Origin of the sequence: Pseudomonas gingeri (assembly GCF_013385635.1) — a bacterium.
In the GTDB taxonomy this organism is placed as follows: domain Bacteria; phylum Pseudomonadota; class Gammaproteobacteria; order Pseudomonadales; family Pseudomonadaceae; genus Aquipseudomonas; species Aquipseudomonas gingeri_A.
In genome coordinates, this window is record NZ_JACAPR010000010.1 from 389,006 (window position 1) to 406,258 (window position 17,253).

At 63.5% G+C, this 17,253-nt stretch carries 12 protein-coding genes; 6 read left to right on the forward strand and 6 right to left on the reverse strand.

Translation table 11 applies throughout. The annotated features are described in order from the left end of the window. Window positions 1–13: 13 nt before the first annotated feature. From HX851_RS12195 to tssB, 3 genes are all read right to left on the reverse strand, one after another. The gene (locus HX851_RS12195; RefSeq protein ID WP_177056372.1) at window positions 14–511 is read right to left on the reverse strand and encodes an Hcp family type VI secretion system effector; all 498 of its coding nucleotides are present in this window, start codon (window positions 509–511) and stop codon (window positions 14–16) included. 76 nt (window positions 512–587) lie between these two features. Beyond that, the gene (tssC, locus tag HX851_RS12200; RefSeq protein WP_177056371.1) at window positions 588–2,075 is read right to left on the reverse strand and encodes a type VI secretion system contractile sheath large subunit; all 1,488 of its coding nucleotides are present in this window, start codon (window positions 2,073–2,075) and stop codon (window positions 588–590) included. Between the two features lie 28 nt (window positions 2,076–2,103). Then, window positions 2,104–2,655 carry a type VI secretion system contractile sheath small subunit gene (tssB, locus tag HX851_RS12205; RefSeq protein WP_177056370.1) on the reverse strand — a complete coding sequence of 184 codons (552 nt, stop codon included), beginning with the start codon at window positions 2,653–2,655 and terminating at the stop codon, window positions 2,104–2,106. Between the two features lie 246 nt (window positions 2,656–2,901). Between tssB and HX851_RS12210 the strand changes: the two genes are divergently transcribed. From HX851_RS12210 to HX851_RS12235, 6 genes are all read left to right on the forward strand, one after another. After that, window positions 2,902–3,333 carry a type VI secretion protein gene (locus HX851_RS12210; protein WP_177056369.1) on the forward strand — a complete coding sequence of 144 codons (432 nt, stop codon included), beginning with the start codon at window positions 2,902–2,904 and terminating at the stop codon, window positions 3,331–3,333. Between the two features lie 43 nt (window positions 3,334–3,376). After that, the gene (gene tssK / locus HX851_RS12215; protein ID WP_177065522.1) at window positions 3,377–4,708 is read left to right on the forward strand and encodes a type VI secretion system baseplate subunit TssK; all 1,332 of its coding nucleotides are present in this window, start codon (window positions 3,377–3,379) and stop codon (window positions 4,706–4,708) included. An 18-nt stretch (window positions 4,709–4,726) separates the two neighbouring features. Then, on the forward strand, window positions 4,727–5,488 hold the full coding sequence (locus HX851_RS12220) for a DotU family type IV/VI secretion system protein (protein WP_177056367.1): 762 nt from the start codon (window positions 4,727–4,729) through the stop codon (window positions 5,486–5,488). After that, a complete protein-coding gene (locus HX851_RS12225; RefSeq protein ID WP_177065523.1) occupies window positions 5,485–9,294 on the forward strand; it encodes a type VI secretion system protein in 3,810 nt (1,269 codons plus the stop codon). Before HX851_RS12220 ends, HX851_RS12225 begins: the two co-directional genes overlap by 4 nt. Beyond that, the gene (gene tssA / locus HX851_RS12230; protein ID WP_177056365.1) at window positions 9,291–10,394 is read left to right on the forward strand and encodes a type VI secretion system protein TssA; all 1,104 of its coding nucleotides are present in this window, start codon (window positions 9,291–9,293) and stop codon (window positions 10,392–10,394) included. Before HX851_RS12225 ends, tssA begins: the two co-directional genes overlap by 4 nt. Window positions 10,395–10,789: 395 nt before the next feature. Then, on the forward strand, window positions 10,790–12,925 hold the full coding sequence (locus tag HX851_RS12235; protein ID WP_256262772.1) for a PKD domain-containing protein: 2,136 nt from the start codon (window positions 10,790–10,792) through the stop codon (window positions 12,923–12,925). A 46-nt stretch (window positions 12,926–12,971) separates the two neighbouring features. On the opposite strand, the gene HX851_RS12240 is transcribed toward HX851_RS12235, so the two are convergent. The 3 genes from HX851_RS12240 to HX851_RS12250 form a co-directional block, all read right to left on the reverse strand. Continuing rightward, the gene (locus tag HX851_RS12240; RefSeq protein WP_368670200.1) at window positions 12,972–14,294 is read right to left on the reverse strand and encodes an Nramp family divalent metal transporter; all 1,323 of its coding nucleotides are present in this window, start codon (window positions 14,292–14,294) and stop codon (window positions 12,972–12,974) included. 329 nt (window positions 14,295–14,623) lie between these two features. Beyond that, complete coding sequence (locus HX851_RS12245; RefSeq protein WP_177056362.1) at window positions 14,624–15,127, reverse strand: hypothetical protein; 504 nt, start codon at window positions 15,125–15,127, stop codon at window positions 14,624–14,626. Window positions 15,128–15,322: 195 nt separating this feature from the next. Continuing rightward, the gene (locus HX851_RS12250) at window positions 15,323–17,149 is read right to left on the reverse strand and encodes a glycoside hydrolase family 15 protein (RefSeq protein ID WP_177056361.1); all 1,827 of its coding nucleotides are present in this window, start codon (window positions 17,147–17,149) and stop codon (window positions 15,323–15,325) included. Window positions 17,150–17,253 lie beyond the last annotated feature (104 nt).

A 17,253-nucleotide genomic window follows, 5' to 3' on the forward strand; every position in this document is an offset into this window, starting at 1 on the left:
CCGCCCGGCTCCCTTACTTGACCAGCTTGTTGGCGGCCATGTCCCAGGTCGAGGCGGCCGTGCCTTCCTTGGTGCCGTCGTCTTTCTGCGCGGTGAGCTCCCATTTGATCTTGGTGAAGTTCAGCGAGATGGTTTCCACCGGTTTGCCGCCGGCGCCGCCGCTGACGCTGACGTTGGAGAACACCACGTTGGTCAGGGTGTAGATGATGAACGGCAGCAACTGCCCGCTGCCTTCGGCGGCGTTACGGCCGATGGTGATCTTCGCCTCCGGGATCGGCTTGCCGGCGCAGCAGTATTCATTGAGCGACGGGGTCGAGGTGTCGACGAACTTGGTCAGGGTGAACTCGCCGATATGCGGCTTGCCCGAGGTCCGTTCCGAGTTGCTGACGTCGTTGGTCACTTGCATCGCCACGTTGTGGCTGTAGGACATGATTTCGATCTTGTCCTTGTAGCCCTCGAGCAGGCTGTCGCCTTTGATGTCGCCGCCGAGGTCGAGAATGATTGCATCCATCGCCTGAAACTCCTGAAAGGGTTGTCACTGGAAAGTAGGGGGAAACCCGCCGGCCGGGAGGCCGGCGGGTGCAGGCTCAGGCTGCGACCGGCGGTGGCAGGCTGGCGACCAGGCGGATCGAAGCGGTCAGTTCTTCCAGCTGGAAGTGCGGCCGCAGGAACACCGTGGCGCGGTAGGCACCGGGCTTGCCGGCGATTTCCGTGACGTCGACCCGGGCTTCGCGCAATGGGTATTGCGCCTTGATTTCCTGGGGCGCGTTGTCGTTGATCAGCACGTAGTCGGCGATCCAGTTGTTGAGGTAGGTCTGCACGTTGTCGCGGGTCATGAAACTGCCGACCTTGTCGCGCATGATCACTTTCAGATAGTGCGCGAAGCGCGACGCCGCCAGCACATAGGGCAACATCGCCGAGATCCGCGCATTGGCGTTGGCCTCGTTGGTGTTGTAGAGCTTGGACTTGTTGGTGGTCTGGCCGCCGAAGAATACCGCCACGTCGCTGTTTTTCTTGTGGCACAGGGCGATGAAGCCGAGATCGTTGAGCTCCTTCTCGCGGCGGTCGGTGATCGCCACTTCGGTCGGGCACTTGAGCGACAGGTCGCCGGAGCTGGTGCGGAAGGTATGGGCCGGCAGGCCTTCCACCGCGCCACCGCCTTCGGCACCGCGGATCGCCGCGCACCAGCCGTATTTGGCAAAGGCCTCGGTGATGCGCTGGGACAGGGCCCAGGCGGCATTGCCCCAGAGGTATTTGCTGTGGTCGGAGCCGTTCACGTCTTCGACGTAGTTGATGCCTTCCACCGGCTTGGTGTCGGGGCCGTAGGGCAGGCGCAACAGGGTGTGCGGCAGCACCAGGGAAACATAACGCGAGTCTTCGCTTTCACGGAAGGAGCGCCACTTGATCAGTTCCTGGCTCTCGAAGATCTTCGACAGGTCGCGGGGCACGGCCAGTTCGGTGAAGCTGGTCATGTCGAACAGTTTCGGGCCGGCGGCGGCGATGAACGGCGCATGGGCCGCGGCCGCGACATTCGACAGCTTCTCCAGCAGGCCGATGTCCTGGGGGTGGCGGCCGAAGGTGTAGTCGCCCACCAGCAGGCTGTAGGGGTGTCCGCCGAGGGTGCCGTATTCGTCTTCGTAGATCTTCTTGAACAGCGAGCTCTGGTCGAACTCGACGGCTTTTTCCAGGTCGTTCTGCAGCTCTTTCTGGCTGACATTGAGCAACCGCAGTTTCAGCCGCGAACTGGTCTCGGTGTTCTGCACCAGCATGTGCAGGCCGCGCCAGGAGGCTTCGAGCTTCTGCATGTCCGGGTGGTGATAGATCTCGTTGAGCTGGGCGCTGATCAGTTTGTCGATCTGGCTGATGCGGTCGTTGATCATCGCCACGGTGTCTTTGTCGATCGCCATGCCTTCATCGAGGACCTGGGTGGCGAACTCCGCGAGCATGTCGCGGGCATATTCCTGCTGGCTGTCGTCGTGGGCCATGCGCCCGTCGGCAATGATCTGGTCCAACAGGGATAACGTCTGGGTACTGCCTTCGCTGCTGGTATTTTCGGCACTGGCTGAACTGGGCATGACAAATCCTCCGTGAATGGGTGGGCGATCAGGCTTGTGGCTCTTCGGCAGGGGCGGCGCCGTCTTCGTTGGCGGCCGGGGTGTCCTGCACGCGGGCGGACGACTTGATCTCCTGCAGGCCTTCGGTGTTGGCGATCACATCGCGCAGCAGCTTGTCCAGGTCATCGTTGCCGTCGAGCTTGGTCAGCAGGTCGCGCAGGCGCTGGCGGGCCTCGAACAGGCGGCGCAGCGGCGTGACCTGTTCCACCACCTTGACCGGATCGAAGTCATCGATATGGCTGAACTTGAGCTCGATATTGAGCTTGCTGTCGTCATTGGCCAGGGTGTTCCTGACCTGCAGCACCGAGCGCGGGGCGATGGAGGTGAGGACTTCGTTGAAGTTGTCGCGATCAATCTCGACGAAACGCCGTTCGCTGAGTTTCGCCGGTGGATTGACGGGCTTGCCCGACAGGTCGGCGAGGATGCCGACCACCAGGGGCAGTTCCTTTTTCTCGATGGCGCCGCCGGTCTCCACGTCGTAGGTGATCTGGACGCGCGGCGGACGAATCCGGTCGAGCTTGTGCTGGGTACTTTCGGCCATGTGGGCTGACTCCGATGCATTGAGCGGGCGCAATGCATCGGTTGCCCGTGATCGCATCCCTTGCCGAACCGCGAAAGCCAGACAGGGGGTGGAGAATGCGATCCTGCCAATCCTTCGACGGTCCCTCCGGTTCGTCACGATGACGAACTACCCAAGACGCTAGAACAGGTCTATAAAAAAGCAAGGCAAAACGCCATTCGACCTACACAAGAAAGGGAAAATTCAACTTTGTGTAAGAAAATTCTTATGTTTGTAGCAGCGCTGACACTATCGGGCTGCTCGTTCTTCGGACCCAAGGTCGGTGTGGCGAGCCTCACGCTGGACGTGGCGCCCCTGGCCAACGACAACACACCGATTGCCGTGGACTTCGTCGCGGTGAAGGATCCCGACCTGCTCAAGCAACTGGCGGGGATGAGCGCCAAGCAGTGGTTCGGCGAGCGTGAGCAGTTCCAGCGCGATTATCGCCAGCAATTGAGCGTATGGGGACTGGAGCTGGTTCCCGGGCAATTTGTCGCCGAACAGGACTTCCCGTTGAAGGGCGAGAAGGCGGCTGGACTTTTAGTGTTCGCCAGCTATAACACTCCCGGTGCGCACCGGCTCAGGCTAGACGACCAGCGTGAGGCCTGGCTGAAGTTCAACAGCCGGGAAATGAGTCTGTTGAATCCGGCCGATCGCTGATCCGCGCCGCTCGGGAGCATTATCGGATGTCGAAGGGAGGCGTATGAGTCTGTTACCTGATGCGGTCTGCTGGTACGAGGGCATGCAGTTGCTGCCCCAGCACTTCCAGTTGCAGGGCCTGCGGGGCGAAGTCCTGGCGGCGCACCTGGCCCAGGCGGGCAATCCCTGGTTCTGGGGGGTGGATCAACTGGAGATCGATCCTTCCGCGTTGTGCGCCGGGCAGGTGCGTATCCTGTCGCTGCAGGCGACTTTTCCCGACGGCTTGCCGGTGAGCCTCGACGCCGCCGACGGCGCGCGTCTTGAACTCGACGTGGGCGATGCCATCGATCATTCGATCCATTCGATGGTCACGGTGTACCTGGCGGTCACTCCGCTCTGGCGGGCAGGGCAGTTGCGCGAGCTCAAGGGCCGCCTGCAATCGTTGACCAGCGAGTCGTTGCCGGACCTCACCAGCGGTCAGAACCCGCAACAGGTCACGGTCTGGCGGCCGAATCCGCACCTGTGCACGGACACCAACAAGGCCGATTCGATCTGCCTGCCGTTGCTGCGTATCCGCAAGGAGGGCGGTGGTTTTGTCCAGGTGCCCTATGTGCCGCCGGCTTCACGGTTGCTGCCGGAATCGCCGTTGGGGCGGCGAGTGGCGGCACTCTGTGCACGGACCCGGGAAAAGTGCCTGTTTCTCGCCGGCCGCCTGCGCCAGGCGCAACAGGCGGGCAGCCAGGACGATGCCGGTGAAATCCGCCGTCAGCTCGGCGCCCTCTGGGCCCGGCTGCCGGAGGTCGAAGGCCTGCTGAACAGCCGTGTTGCTACCCCGCAGGCCCTGCACGGGCTGCTGCTGGGGATGGCCGGTGGCTGGTCGGTGCTCGACCCGCTGGCCGGTGTACCGGCATTCATACCGCTGGATTATCTGGATCTGCAACGCGGTTACGAAGAGGTCCTCAACTGGCTTGAGATGGACCTGGAACTGATCCGTGTCGGTTATCGTTGCCTGCCGTTCGAGCAGGCCGGCGACCTGTTCTCCCTGCAACTGCCCGAGCGCCAGCCCGAGCAGCGCCTGGTGATCGGCCTGCGGATGCCTGCCGGGGCCGGCGAGAGCGCGGCGGTCGAATGGCTGGAGCGCACCATCATCGCCTCCGACAGCAACCTGACCGTACTGGCCCGGCAACGCATGCCCGGGCTGCGTCACCAGGTCATGAGTCGCCAGGAGCAAGTGGCCTACAGCGTCGGCAGCGACACCCGACTGTTTGTCGTCGAGGCCCGGGGCGAATGGTTCGACCCCGAGCAGCCGCTGCACATTATCGCGCCGGCCTCGAAGCTGGCGGTCAACCCGTGGCAGATCGTCCTGTTCGTCGAGCAGGCCAGCGAAGCACCGTAGTCAAGGAAGGGGAAGGCAATGCCAGATGGGAGCGTCGGAACGGGGTTGCAGCAGTCACCCTTGAGCAGCGCCTTTCGCCAAGCCTGGTTGGAGTGGCTGGAGGCCTGGAACGGCTTGAACAAAGATGACGAGGACGTGGCCCGGCAGGTCGGCACGGTGGCGGAGTTTTCCACCAAGATCAGCCGCAAGCTCTGGCGCAGCGCCTTTGCCAGCGTCGGCGACTCGGCCGAGCACCAGGTCAAGGCCACGGTGTATGCCTTTGTCGCGCTGGTGGACGAAACCCTGTTGTACGCCACCTGGCCGGGTCAGCCGACCTGGCAGAGCGATCCCCTGGAGTCGCTGCTGTATGCCTCGCGCCATGCCGGCGAGCAGATTCCCCTGGCGATCGAGAAGCTCCTGGCGGACGAAGTCCCGGCCAGTCGCGACCTCGCCAATGTCTACCTGCAATGCCTGATTCTCGGTTTCCACGGACGCCTGCGCGGGCCAAGCGGGTTGGCCCAGCATGAGAAATGGCGCTACGCGCTGTTCGCCTTTGCCTGGCAGCGCGAACCGGATTATGTCGATGTCAGCGACTGCCTCGAACGACCGAGCAATGTGCCGGCGCGTCGCCTGCCGATTCGTCAGTCACTGCCGGACGGCCTGCGCCTGGGGCTGGCGATTTTCGCGGGGGTGTTGTTGCTGATCGGCCTGAGCCACTACTTCTGGTACGACATCAACGCACAGGTGCAATCGGTGATGCAGCAAGACAGTCTTGACGTCCCGGCGGAGCAGAATCCATGAGCCCACTGGCGCTTGTCGCGTGGGTGGTCGGCGTGCTGCTGGTGCTGGCGTTGCTGGCCGTGGCGATCTGGTGGCTGCGCACCCAGAGCGGTGCGGCGATTCGCAGTTTCTACGGTGCCGTGCGGCACATGGAGCAGGAGCAGGGGGTACAGGATCGTTATCAGTCGCCCTGGCTGTTGATGCTCGGCAACGATGCCCAGGGCGCGCAATTGTGTTCCAGCTGGCATCTGCTGCCCACGGACAAGCCGGCCTGGTTCGGCCGCTGGTGGTCTGACCCCGACGGCGCGGTGCTGGTGGTGCCGGAGTCGCTGTTCCTGCCGGATGAAGGACTCAAGCTCAAGCGTGGCAGTTGGTGGCGCTTGCTCGGGCTGATCCTGCGCCTGCGTGCCCGGCGCCCCCTGGACGGGGTGATCTGGACGGTTTCGGCCAGTCGCCTGTGGGACGATGAACAGGCCGCGGCCCTGGGCATCGCTGCCCGCCGGCGTTTTATCGACCTGTTGCAGCGCCTGGGCCTGAGCCTGCCGGTGTATGTGGTGGTCACCGAGATGGAGCAGATTCCCGGCTTCCAGGAGCTGATCACCGCGCTGCCCAAGGAGTCCCGCGAGCGGACCCTTGGCTGGACCTCGCCGTTCGCTCCGGAAACCCTCTGGCAATCGGAGTGGAGCGACCAGGCGCTGGACCAGGTGACACGGGTGCTGGTGGAGGCGATCACCGAAGTCGGAGCGCTGTCCGGGCAACTGAGCGAAGACCTGTACGGCCTGCCGGAGCGTTTCGAAGCGTTGCGGCGCAACCTGCAGACCCTGCTCGATCCGGTTTTCCAGGGTAATGCACAGAACGAGGCCCCGCGCTTTCGCGGGATGTATTTCACCGCCAGCGAGGCGCCGGGCTCGGCTCCGGTGTTTTCCGCCAGCGATATCCCGCTGCTGCAAAGCACTTTCTCCCGGCAGCTCTGGCAACGGCGGATCGTTGCCGAGCAGGGGCTGGCCCAGGTGGTGCCGCGGCTGTTGCGGCTGCGTCAGCGCTGGCAGCGGGTGGTTGGCGTGACGGCGGCGATTGTCGGGTTGATCTGGGTCGTGGGAATGGTCTGGGTCTGGCAGGACTCGCTCAAGGATGCCCGTGAGCTGGCACATCTGCTGGAGGGCGCGCAGAAGGGCTATGTCACGGTGGTTGACGACAATCACCGGCTGGGGCCGACCCGACGCAATGTGCAGGCGTTCTGGCAACTCATGGAGCAGTCGCCGCGTTGGCACTTCGCCTCGCTGGTATTGCCGACTTCATGGTTTTCCTACCTCGATCATGAGCGTGACCAGATGCTGCGCGAAGTGGCGATGAAGCATATGGTGCTGCCGCTGCGTGATCTGTTGCAGATGAACCTGACGCAACTCAGGGCGATCCAGAACACCGACCGACGCCCCAACCTGGAAAGCGAAGATCCTTCGCAATGGCAGACCTACGTCAAGTCCAGGGACCTGGTGGAGCGGGCCACGGCGTTGGAGCAGCAATACCTGTTGTTTACCAAGGCGGTGAACAACCACAAGACCCCGCTGGATGACCTGGCGTCCTTGAGCAACCTGGCCCTGGGGCTCAACCTCAATGCCGCGACGCTGCACCGTGCAGCGTTCTACAACCAGCACCTGGCGAAGATCGACCTGTCGAACCTGATCCGGGTCGACCTGCCCACCGAGCGCCTGACCATCGGCGGCAACTTCAAGGAACTGATGGGCCGTTGGCTGGACCAGTACTACCTGGCCGAGAACTTCGTCCGCCAGGCCGGCTACCTCAAATTGCACCTGGACCAGTTGGAGTCCGGCGCGGTGAATTCCCTCGCCGAGCTGGAAGACCTCAAGGCGATGATCGACGACCTGCAGGCGGTGGTCAGCCTGACCAACTCGACCTGGAGTCGCGGCAAGGGCCAGGACCTGGTCCCCGGCTACAGCACGTTGATGGACAAGGTGCGCCAGAGTGCCCTGCTCGGTGCGCCGCTGGAGCAGAGTCTTGAGGACCAGGCGTCCAGATTGCAGCAGAGTTTCCGCGACCAGTGGATCGCCAAGGCCGGCTCCCGGGGCAACCTGCTGATCCAGCAGGGCAGCGGGCAACTGGTATTGCAGGAGCATGTCCTGCAGTTGAACAACGCCATCGCGGCGCTGTTTCGCCGGGACTTCGTCGCCATGGCCATGCGCGCCGACGACAGCGCCGGGGGCAGTTATCAGAGCCTCGACAGTGATGGCCTGAACAACGCCCTGACGTATTTTGCCAGCTACAAGAGTTACGCCAGCGAGGAAATGCCACGCATTCCGCCGGCCTATCGCGGGCCAATGCTGCGCGCCGCGGAAAATGCCGCGGCCAAGGCCATGTGGTTGAGCCTGGAAAGCAGCCGTGGCCAGACCCCGGGGACGGCGGCGTTCAATATCAAGACCGATCAGGCCCTGGCGGTACAGAGTGCGTTTATCGAGCTCAAGCGGGCAGACCTGGCGAGCAACCTGCAAAATTCCCTCAATCGCCGGGCGCTGGCCGAGGTCGGCAGCGGCCTGGAGCAGATCAATGCGCAGTCGGTGTTCCATGAGCGGGTCGATATCGACAGTTGGGACGGTTCGAAGAACCTCGGCCTGCAGTTGTTCCGGGCCAACGATGTGCCGGACCTGAAGCTCGATCTCAAGCAGCAGTTCACCAGCATGCAGACCATTGCCGAGGCGCGGGAACCGGCGTTGGAGTGGCTCAAGGCCCAGCAGCAGAACCTGGGCGCGGGGGATTTCGACCGGTTCACGCGCCTGAATTCCCTGCACGATGAATTGCTCAAGTACAAGGAACAGAACCCGGCGAGTTCGCCTGCATTGATCGAACAACTGGTCAGTCGGGATTTTATCGACATGGACGCCGGCAGCTGTGGACAGATCCTCTCGTCGGCCAACCTGCCGGCCGGTCAGGGCGAGCTGGCGTTGCGCGCTGTGGCCTTGCAGCAGGGCGCGATGCGGCGCTGCCAGGCGTTGCAGCAGGCCCAGGCGGTCAGCGCCTGGAACGAGTTGGCGGGCTACTTCAACCAGTACCTGTCCGAGCGTTTTCCGTTTTCCCATGGAGTACAGGCGGCGGATGCCGAGCCAGCGCGGGTCCAGCACCTGCTTGAGTTGATCGACACCCGCTTGCCCAAGGCCCAGGCCGGCCTGGTGTTGAGCCAGTCACCCGAGCGGCTGGCGGCGGCGGATTTCCTCGAACGCCTGAAACAGGCGCGGGTCTGGCTCGGACCGCTGTTCCAGCGTGATCCGAGCGGGATGATCGGCTTCGACATGGACGTGCGCTGGCGCACCGACCGCGAGGAAGAGCGTGGCGCCGACCAGGTGATCGCCTGGGGCTTGAATGCCGGCAGCCAGCAGATCAGCTACCCGGGAGATACCCAGCAGCGTTTGCGCTGGATGGTCGGGCAACCGTTGCGCCTGACCCTGCGCTGGGCGCGCAACGGGCCCGAGCGGCCGGTCAGTGACCCCTTGCAGCCGAGCCTGGCGGTCGCCGACCTGGAAGCCGGCTGGGAGTATGGCGGGCCCTGGTCGTTGCTGCGGATGATGCGTTCGCACTTGTCGGTGATACGCCAGCCGAGCATGGACTACACCGACTTCCCCCTGACCTTGCGCCTGCCGGTGCGTGGCTCGGTCAACGGTGACAGTCAGACCACCATGTTTATCCGCCTGTCGCTGATGACCCAGGGCGGCAAGCTGCCGTTGTCCCTGGCGCCGCTGCCGGTGCGGGCGCCGTCGTCGCCTTTTTCGAGTTTCGGCACGGTCAGCACCGCGACCGGCAATCAGGGGGCGTTATGAGTCAGTCGGGTGGCGGATTGTCGCTGTTGGTGGAGCCGCTGCTCGCGGCGATTTCCACGGAGGCACCGTGCGGGCAGAACCTGCGCTACGAAGCCGACTATGATCGCTTGCGCGAACTGCGGCGCGAAGATGACACCAGCCTGCCCAATGGCGTCTGGGAAAAAGAGATCAAGCGGGCCGAGTGGACCGGCGTCGAACAACTGGCCAGCGAGATCCTCCAGGGCCGCAGCAAGGACCTGATGGTCGCGGCCTGGCTCGGCGAAGCCTGGCTGCACCGGCATGGACTGGAGGGGTTACAGGCGGCCCTGGCGTTGCTGCTGGGGTTGTGCGAACGCTACCCCGAGCAGGTGCATCCGCAGGCCGAGGAGGGCGACCAGTCCTGGCGGGTGACGCCGGTGGACTGGCTGGTGCGGCGTTACGCCGAGGTACTGCACACGCGGGTGGCGTTGTTTGCCCCGGGTGGCAGCAACGATTTTGCCGGATTGAGTCTGTATGGCTGGCAGCAGTTGCAGGGGCGGCAGGTGCTGACCGGTGACAACAAGAACGCCAAGGCTATTGTCGAGACGGCCCGGCTGGAGCAGCAGAAGGTCAATGAACTGATTCGCACCACGCCGTTGTCCTGGTGGCTGCACAGCCAGAACCTGTTGCAGGCGTCGTTGCGTCAACTGGAGGCCCTTGAGCAGTGGACCGACCGTTATCTGGGGGAACTGGCCCCGACTTGCAGGCCCTTGCGTGAAATCATGCAGGCCTTGAGCACACTGACACGGGAGTTTATCGCCATGCACCCGCAACAGCCGGAGCCGCCCGTGGCGCCGATAGAGACCGCTGTCGAGGCGGATGAGCCGGTTGCGCAGGCACCTGCCGCCGAATCCACGGAACAGGCGTCGCGCCCGATTGCGCCGCGCAATCGCGAAGAGGCTTATCGGCAGTTGCTGCTGATTGCCGACTACCTGGCGAAGACCGAGCCCCACAGTCCTGTGCCTTATGTGGTCAAGAAGGCCGTGGAGTGGGGCAACAAGCCGTTGAACGAGCTGCTGTCGGAGTTGATCTCTTCCGATGCCGAGGCGCGGCGGGTGTGGACCTTGTTGGGGGTGTTGTGACAATTGTCGGGCAACGCCGTTTGCCCGGCGATTTTATGTCTAGACTCTCCTGAGCAATGCAGCAGGCCTTTACAGTCCAGGGTACTGGTCTGGGCCGGACGTCTGTTTCACCTGGGAAAGTCAGTAGGCGCAGTGATCAAGTCAGCTCCCCGTCGTGTTGAAACGGCTTTCGAATGCCCGCGAGCAGGCGTTTGAGTCGTCGGGTGCGTGCCAGCGCACCCATCAGGTTGTAGCGCGTAGTCGATCGTCACCAGCACCCCCACGAAAACACCAATGTGCGTACGGCCAAGGCAGCGCTTTGTCCGTTCGAATGGGAGAGTGTCATGACTTGTCACCTGTCCGGTGCGCGATCCGGCTCATGGAAACGCTACCGCTTGTTCGCGTGGATTCTCTTCATGCTGACCCTTGCCCCGGCCTCATGGGCGGCGGACAGCCTCTTTACGATCGAACCCGCGCAATCGCCACAGCAGATGCGGCAAACCACTGACCCGGCATTGACGGCGATCCTCGACGTGCAGGCGTTTGCGTCGGTGCATCGGGTGCAGGCCCATGCGGATCTGTTATCCGATCAACTCGACGTGCTGCAGATTCCGCTGGGCGATGGCCGGATTGTCAGCGCGAGCAAGCTGTTCTATCGCACTACCGCGACCGGGGCTGTCTGGCGCGGCGAGATCGCCATGCCGGGAGCAGCCAGCCAGGGTAGTGCCGAGGATGAACGGCTGCTCGATGAGCTGAATTCGGTGGTGCTGGTGCGCAACGCCGACCAGGTCACCGGGATCGTCCGGGTGGGGGGCGAGGTCTACAGAATCCTGCCGCTCAATCAGGGTGGGCAGGTCCTGGTGAAGGTCGATCAGAGCAAGAAGCGCCACTTCGGCGAGGAGTCCGATGCCGCTCAGCACGTCATTCGCAAGGAGTCGGCCGCGCAAACGATGGAGTCGACAGCCGAGGTGCGCCCGCGTGACGGCATCAGCACGATCCGGGTGATGATCGTCGCCACGCCAATGGCCGTCGAGAGACTCGGCGGCAATGCGGGCTTTCAGGCCCAGTCCGCCCTGGTGATCGAGGAGTCGAACCAGTCCTTCGTCAACAGTGATATTCCCACGCGGTTCGAGAGTGCCGGCACCTACATTGCGAACTACGACCAGCAGGCCCAGGCGGATGGCGATCGCTTGCTGGACAAGATCGAGAGCCGCTCCGACCGCGATCTCGGCGCGCCGACCTGGGCCTTGCGCGATGAGCAGCGCGCGGACCTAGTGGTGCTGGTGGCGGATATCCGTTCCTACTGTGGCCTGGCCAATCTGAATTCGAGCAAGGCAACGGCCTATGGGGCGGTCGACTGGACGTGTTTCTCCGACGGCACCACGGTGCAGCACGAAATCGGCCACAATATCGGCGCCGACCACACCCCGGAAGAAGCCCAGGGCAATGTGTTCCCCTACGGTTCCGGCCATCAGAAAACCTCGGGCGACATTCGCTGGTCGACGATCATGGCGCCTTACTGTTCCCGTTGCAGCGTGATCAATTACTGGTCGAACCCCTATCGCACCTACAAGGAGTCGCCCCTGGGGGTGGTGAATGTCAGCGACAACGCGAGGGTTTGGACATTGCGCGCACCCGTGGTGGCGAGTTTCTACCCGGATCCGGTGGAAGCCGTTCCTCCTTATGCGGTTGCCAGGGCGGAGCCTTCCGCCGTTACCGGGCCAACGGTGGTCCGGCTCGACGGCTCGCAGTCCTCCGACCCGGCGGGCGGGGCGTTGCGCTATCGCTGGGAGCAGACGAATGGGACGCCGGACGTCAGCATCACCGGCAGTTCGTCACGGGAGGCGCAGGCGCGGGTGCCGGCGGTGGGACGCAGCACGCTGTTTAGCTTCCGCCTGACGGTGACCAATAGCGACGAACTGAGTGACAGCCAGGCAGTGAACGTCAGCGCCGAACCGTCCAGTCCTGCTCCGGTGGCGGTTATTACCGCCGATGAGCAGGTTGAAACCGGAAAGTCACTCGAGTTTTTGGCGGCGGCCTCGACGGGCAGCCAACTGGCTTACGCCTGGAGTTTGCCCGGCTTCACTCCCGCCAGTTCCAGCAGCCAGCGGGTGACCGCCACCGCGCCGGCTACCGTCGGCAACCGTACGGTGCAGCTCACCGTGCGCGACGCCCAAGGGCGCGAGAATGCGAAAACCAAGGTCGTCAGGGTGGTCGCCGGATCCGGTGGCGGAGGCGGCTGTATTCCGACCGACCCGAGCGCGGGGCAATACCCGCAATGGGACGCGCTCAAGAATTATGTCGGCGGCGATACCGTGCAGCATAACGGAGTGGTGTGGCGAGCCGGCTGGTCGAGCCGGGGGATCTCGCCGGACAAGACCGATGCCTTTACCCTGGTCAGCCACCTGCCGGTACCCTGGCAGACCGGGCGGCCTTATGTCGCTGGCAACCAGGTGATTCACCAGGGCAAGCTGTACCAGGCCAAGTACTGGGTGAACACCCCGCCACCGGGTACCGCCTGGACATTGCTTGGCGACCACGCCTGTCCTTGAGCCATTGATAAAGGGACGCCCCGACCCGGGCCGGGGCGCTACCGCGTCACTCGCTGAACACCTGCGCGATCAGCCAGATATTCGCTCCGCTGATCACCACGAACAGGCCCCAGGCGAGGCCCTTGGTGTACCAGCGGTTGACGAACTCGCCCATCAGGCGCTCATCGCTGGTCATGCGGATCAGCGGGTACAGGGCGAACGGCAGTTGCAGGCTGAGCACCACCTGGCTCAGCACCAGCAGCTTGCCCACGGCCCCTTCACCCATCAGCCAGACGCCGATAAAGGCCGGGATCAGGGCCAGTCCGCGGGTGATCAGGCGGCGCTGCCAGCAGGGAATCTTCAGGTTCAGGTAACCCTCCATGATCACCTGCCCGGCAATGGTTCCGGTGAAGGTCGAGCTCTGCCCCGAGGCCAGCAGGGCGATACCGAACAGGGTGCTGGCGAACGCCCCGCCCACCAGCGGATCGAGCAGGTGATAGGCGTCCTGGATCTCCACCACGTCGGTGTGTCCGGACTGGTGAAAAGCCGCCGCCGCGAGGATCAGGATCGCCGCGTTGACCAGCAGCGCCAGGGCCAGCGAACCGATGGTATCGACCCGCGCCAGGCGGACCGCGTCCTGGCGGCTGGCCCGATCCCTGCCGATCAGCCGGGTCTGGACGATGGAGGTATGCAGGTAGAGGTTGTGGGGCATCACCGTCGCGCCGAGGATACCGATCGCCAGGTATAACGGCGCGGCTTCGCTCAGTGCCGACATCGATGGTTTGAAGCCGTTGAACACGTCCGGCCAGTAGGGTTTGATCAGCACCAGCTCGACAAAGAAACACACGCCGATGGTGGCCACCAGCACCAGCATGATCGCTTCCAGGCGACGGAATCCGCGGTTCTGCAAGGCCAGGATCAGCAGAGTATCGAAGGCGGTCAGGACAATCCCGAAGGTCAGCGAACAGCCCAGCAGCAGGTGGAAGGCCAGGGCACAGCCGAGCACCTCGGCGAGGTCGGTGGCGATGATCGAAACTTCCGCCAGCAGCCACTGGGTGCGCGCCGAACGAGGGCTGTAGCGCTCGCGGCAGAGCTGTGCCAGGTCGCGGCCGGTGGCGATGCCCAGGCGTGAGCACAGGCATTGCACGGCCATGCCCGCCAGGCTTGCCAGCAGCACGACGAACAACAGGTTGTAGCCATAGCGCGAGCCGGCCTCGATCGCCGTGGCCCAGTTGCCCGGGTCCATATAGCCGATGGACACCAGCAGGCCGGGTCCGGCGAAGCGCAAGGCACGCTTGAAAAACGGCGCCCCGCTGTCGACTGCAATCGAGCCGTTCACCTCAGAGGGACAGAAGGGGGCGGTGGCAACTTTCGGCAGGCTGAATTTCACACGGCGATCCAAGGCTGAAGAGATGGGCATCCCAGCTTAGACGCTTGCAGGCTCCGGCCCAAGCCCTGTTGATTGACCTTGGCATTGCGCGGGGACTCCCGGTTGGCGGTGAAACATATATTTACGAATCTATATGATAAGTATTCGCATAATCAAATAAATGTTTGAGCTACAGCTGCCAGGGGCGTGGAAGGCCGGCAAGAAGATTATTTCCGCGTCGTGTGTGACGGGTGTGGGCTTGTCGGGGCGGCATTGCGATGAAGGCGCCCTCAAGGGCGCCAGGAGCTTCGCGGGCAAGCCCGCTCCCACATCTGCCCGTTGCCGGGGGATCAGGCCTTGGTGTCGATGGACATGCTTGCGCCGGAGTTGGCGAACTGTTGCAGGTTCTGCAACACGTTGATCGCCCGCTTGTACTCGGGAATCATGTAGTTGGTGAACTGCTCGTTCTTCGTCGGGCTGTTCTGCAGGCCGCTGATCTGGTTGGCGAAGTAGTCCAGGGCGTTGAACTTCTCGTTCGGCTTTTTCTGCGAACCGGCGGTGGACAGCAGGTTGGCCGTGGTGGAACTGATCAGGCCCTGTTCCTTGAGGATATCGCTGTACTTGGCCAGTTGTTCCGCAGTGACCGATTTCGGATCGAACCCCTGGAACTTCGACTGCAGATGCTCCTTGGCCATCTTGTCCGTGTCGAGGGCCTTGGGATCGGGCTTGATGTCCTTGAGAACCTTGTCGGCGTTGGCCTTCTCGGTGTTGTTCTTTTTCGCCGCCGCGACATCCTGTTGCACCACCCGCGAACGCACGGCAGTGGCCCAGGCGGAGATCGAACCCAGGCTCATACCCGCCCCCCAACGACTGCGTGGCCGTGGGTTTCAGCATCGTGCCGGGGTCTTTGCGAGAAAACCATTGGGAATGTCCTGTCGAAAAAAGCGTGATAAACGAGTCTAAACAAATGTATCGACAGGGCAGAGAATATATTCAGTTGCGTTACAAACTTCATACAAAGCGCCGGACATGTATCGACGAGATGTTCCTCAGGGCTGCCATGGCGTGACATCGCCGCTCAGTTTGCGGTCGAGGAAACACGCCGCGCTGATCAGCGCCAGGTGGGTCAATGCCTGCGGGGTATTGCCCAGATGCCGGCCCTGTGGATCGAACTCTTCGGCATACAGCCCCAGGGGATTGGCATAGCGCAGCAGCTGTTCGAACTCCAGGTGTGCCTGTTCCACGCGGCCGGCGCGGGCCAGGCATTCGACGTACCAGAACGAGCAGGCGGCGAAGGCGCCTTCGGTGCCCGGCAGGCCGTCGATGGGATGATCGTCGTTGCGATAGCGGTAGACCATGCCATCACGAACCAGGCTTTTTTCGATTGCCTCCAGGGTGGCCAGCCAGCGTGGATCGGTGGCCCCGACAAAACGCACCAGCGGCATCAGCAGCATCGAGCCATCGAGGCCGGTGCCGCCGATATGCTGGACGAAGTGTCCGTGTTCCGGGTTCCAGAAGTTGTTCCAGATATCGCTGTGGATCGCCTGGCGGGTCTTGTCCCAACGGGCGAACGGCGCCGGTAGCGAGCGCTTGGAGGCCAGACGGATGGCGCGGTCGAGGGCGACCCAGCACATCAGTCGCGAGTGCAGGAAGTGGTGTTTCTCGCCGCGCATCTCCCAGATCCCGACATCGGCCTGGTCCCAGGTGTCGCAGACCTGATCGACGATCTGGCCGACATGCAGCCAGCCTTCATGGGAAATCGCTTCGCCGTATTTGTTGGTCAGGTACACCGCGTCCAGCAGCTCGCCGAAGATATCCAGCTGGACCTGCCCGTAGGCCTGGTTGCCGATGCGCACCGGGTGGGCATTGCCGTGGCCGGACAGGTGCTTGAGTTCGGTTTCGGGCAGTTCCTGGGTGCCGTCGATGGCATAGAGGATATTCAGCTTCAGCGGCTGGTCGCTGCAATCGCCGACGCGCCCGCGCAACCAGCGCATGAAACCGTTGGCTTCCTCGATATAGCCCAGGCGCATGAAGGCATAGATGGTGAACGAAGCGTCACGGATCCAGGTGTAGCGATAATCCCAGTTGCGTTGGCCGCCGGGGCTTTCCGGCAGGCCGAAGGTGGCGGCGGCGAGGATCGCGCCATGCTTGCGTGAGGTCAGCAGCTTGAGGGCCAGGGCCGAGCGATTGACCGCTTCGCGCCAGCGGCCGCGATAGTTGGAACGGCCGATCCAGTGTCGCCAGAAGGTCAGGGTGCGTTGCAGGGCGAGGTCGCTGCCGCCGGCCTTGACCCGCGCATCGTCGGCGGCGCCAAGCAGGAACTCGGCGGTCTGTCCCTGTTCCAGGCGGAAGCTGGCGACGGCGGCGTTGCGCTGCAGGTGCAGCGGTTGGTCGGCACACAGGCGCAGGCCCGGCTGGTCGGGCGCCTCGAAGCACACGTCGTTGCCATCGAGCCGGGCGCGGGTGGCGGCACGGGCGTAGTCGTGGCGCACGGCGCAGCACAGCTGGAAGTCGGCATGGCCGCTGACCATCCGCACCCGGCGGATCAGCATGGGCAGGTCGTCCTCGTCGTCGCTGACGGGCAGCAGGTCGGTGATTTCCACCACGGCCCCGGCGCTCAGCCAGCGGGTCTGCAGGACATTGGTGTCCGGCAGGTAGATCTGTTCGCGGCGGGCGTGGGGCAGATCCGGGGCCAGCTGGAAAATCCCCGCCTGCGGGCTGTCGAGCAGGGCGCAGAAGATCGACGGGCTGTCGAACGCCGGCCAGCAGAAAAAATCGACACTGCCACGGTCGTTGACCAGCGCGGCGCTGCTCATGTCGCCGATGATGCCATGGGCCTCGATTGCGCTCTGGGGTTCGTTGGAAAGATCGACCATGGACGCGAAACTCCGGATAGAGGGGATGCCGCTGTCAGTGTGTGCATTTGCAGGCACTCACAGAGCTGACTGGCATTCTCCGACGGAGTTCAGGCGGCTTGCCG

What these genes read in the sequence shown, in the direction of transcription:
- HX851_RS12195 (WP_177056372.1), bottom strand. Translation starts at nt 511, where the DNA reads ATGGATGCAATCATTCTCGACCTCGGCGGCGACATCAAAGGCGACAGC.
- tssC (WP_177056371.1), bottom strand. Translation starts at nt 2,075, where the DNA reads ATGCCCAGTTCAGCCAGTGCCGAAAATACCAGCAGCGAAGGCAGTACC.
- tssB (WP_177056370.1), bottom strand. Translation starts at nt 2,655, where the DNA reads ATGGCCGAAAGTACCCAGCACAAGCTCGACCGGATTCGTCCGCCGCGC.
- HX851_RS12210 (WP_177056369.1), top strand. Translation starts at nt 2,902, where the DNA reads ATGTTTGTAGCAGCGCTGACACTATCGGGCTGCTCGTTCTTCGGACCC.
- tssK (WP_177065522.1), top strand. Translation starts at nt 3,377, where the DNA reads ATGAGTCTGTTACCTGATGCGGTCTGCTGGTACGAGGGCATGCAGTTG.
- HX851_RS12220 (WP_177056367.1), top strand. Translation starts at nt 4,727, where the DNA reads ATGCCAGATGGGAGCGTCGGAACGGGGTTGCAGCAGTCACCCTTGAGC.
- HX851_RS12225 (WP_177065523.1), top strand. Translation starts at nt 5,485, where the DNA reads ATGAGCCCACTGGCGCTTGTCGCGTGGGTGGTCGGCGTGCTGCTGGTG.
- tssA (WP_177056365.1), top strand. Translation starts at nt 9,291, where the DNA reads ATGAGTCAGTCGGGTGGCGGATTGTCGCTGTTGGTGGAGCCGCTGCTC.
- HX851_RS12235 (WP_256262772.1), top strand. Translation starts at nt 10,790, where the DNA reads ATGCTGACCCTTGCCCCGGCCTCATGGGCGGCGGACAGCCTCTTTACG.
- HX851_RS12245 (WP_177056362.1), bottom strand. Translation starts at nt 15,127, where the DNA reads ATGAGCCTGGGTTCGATCTCCGCCTGGGCCACTGCCGTGCGTTCGCGG.
- HX851_RS12250 (WP_177056361.1), bottom strand. Translation starts at nt 17,149, where the DNA reads ATGGTCGATCTTTCCAACGAACCCCAGAGCGCAATCGAGGCCCATGGC.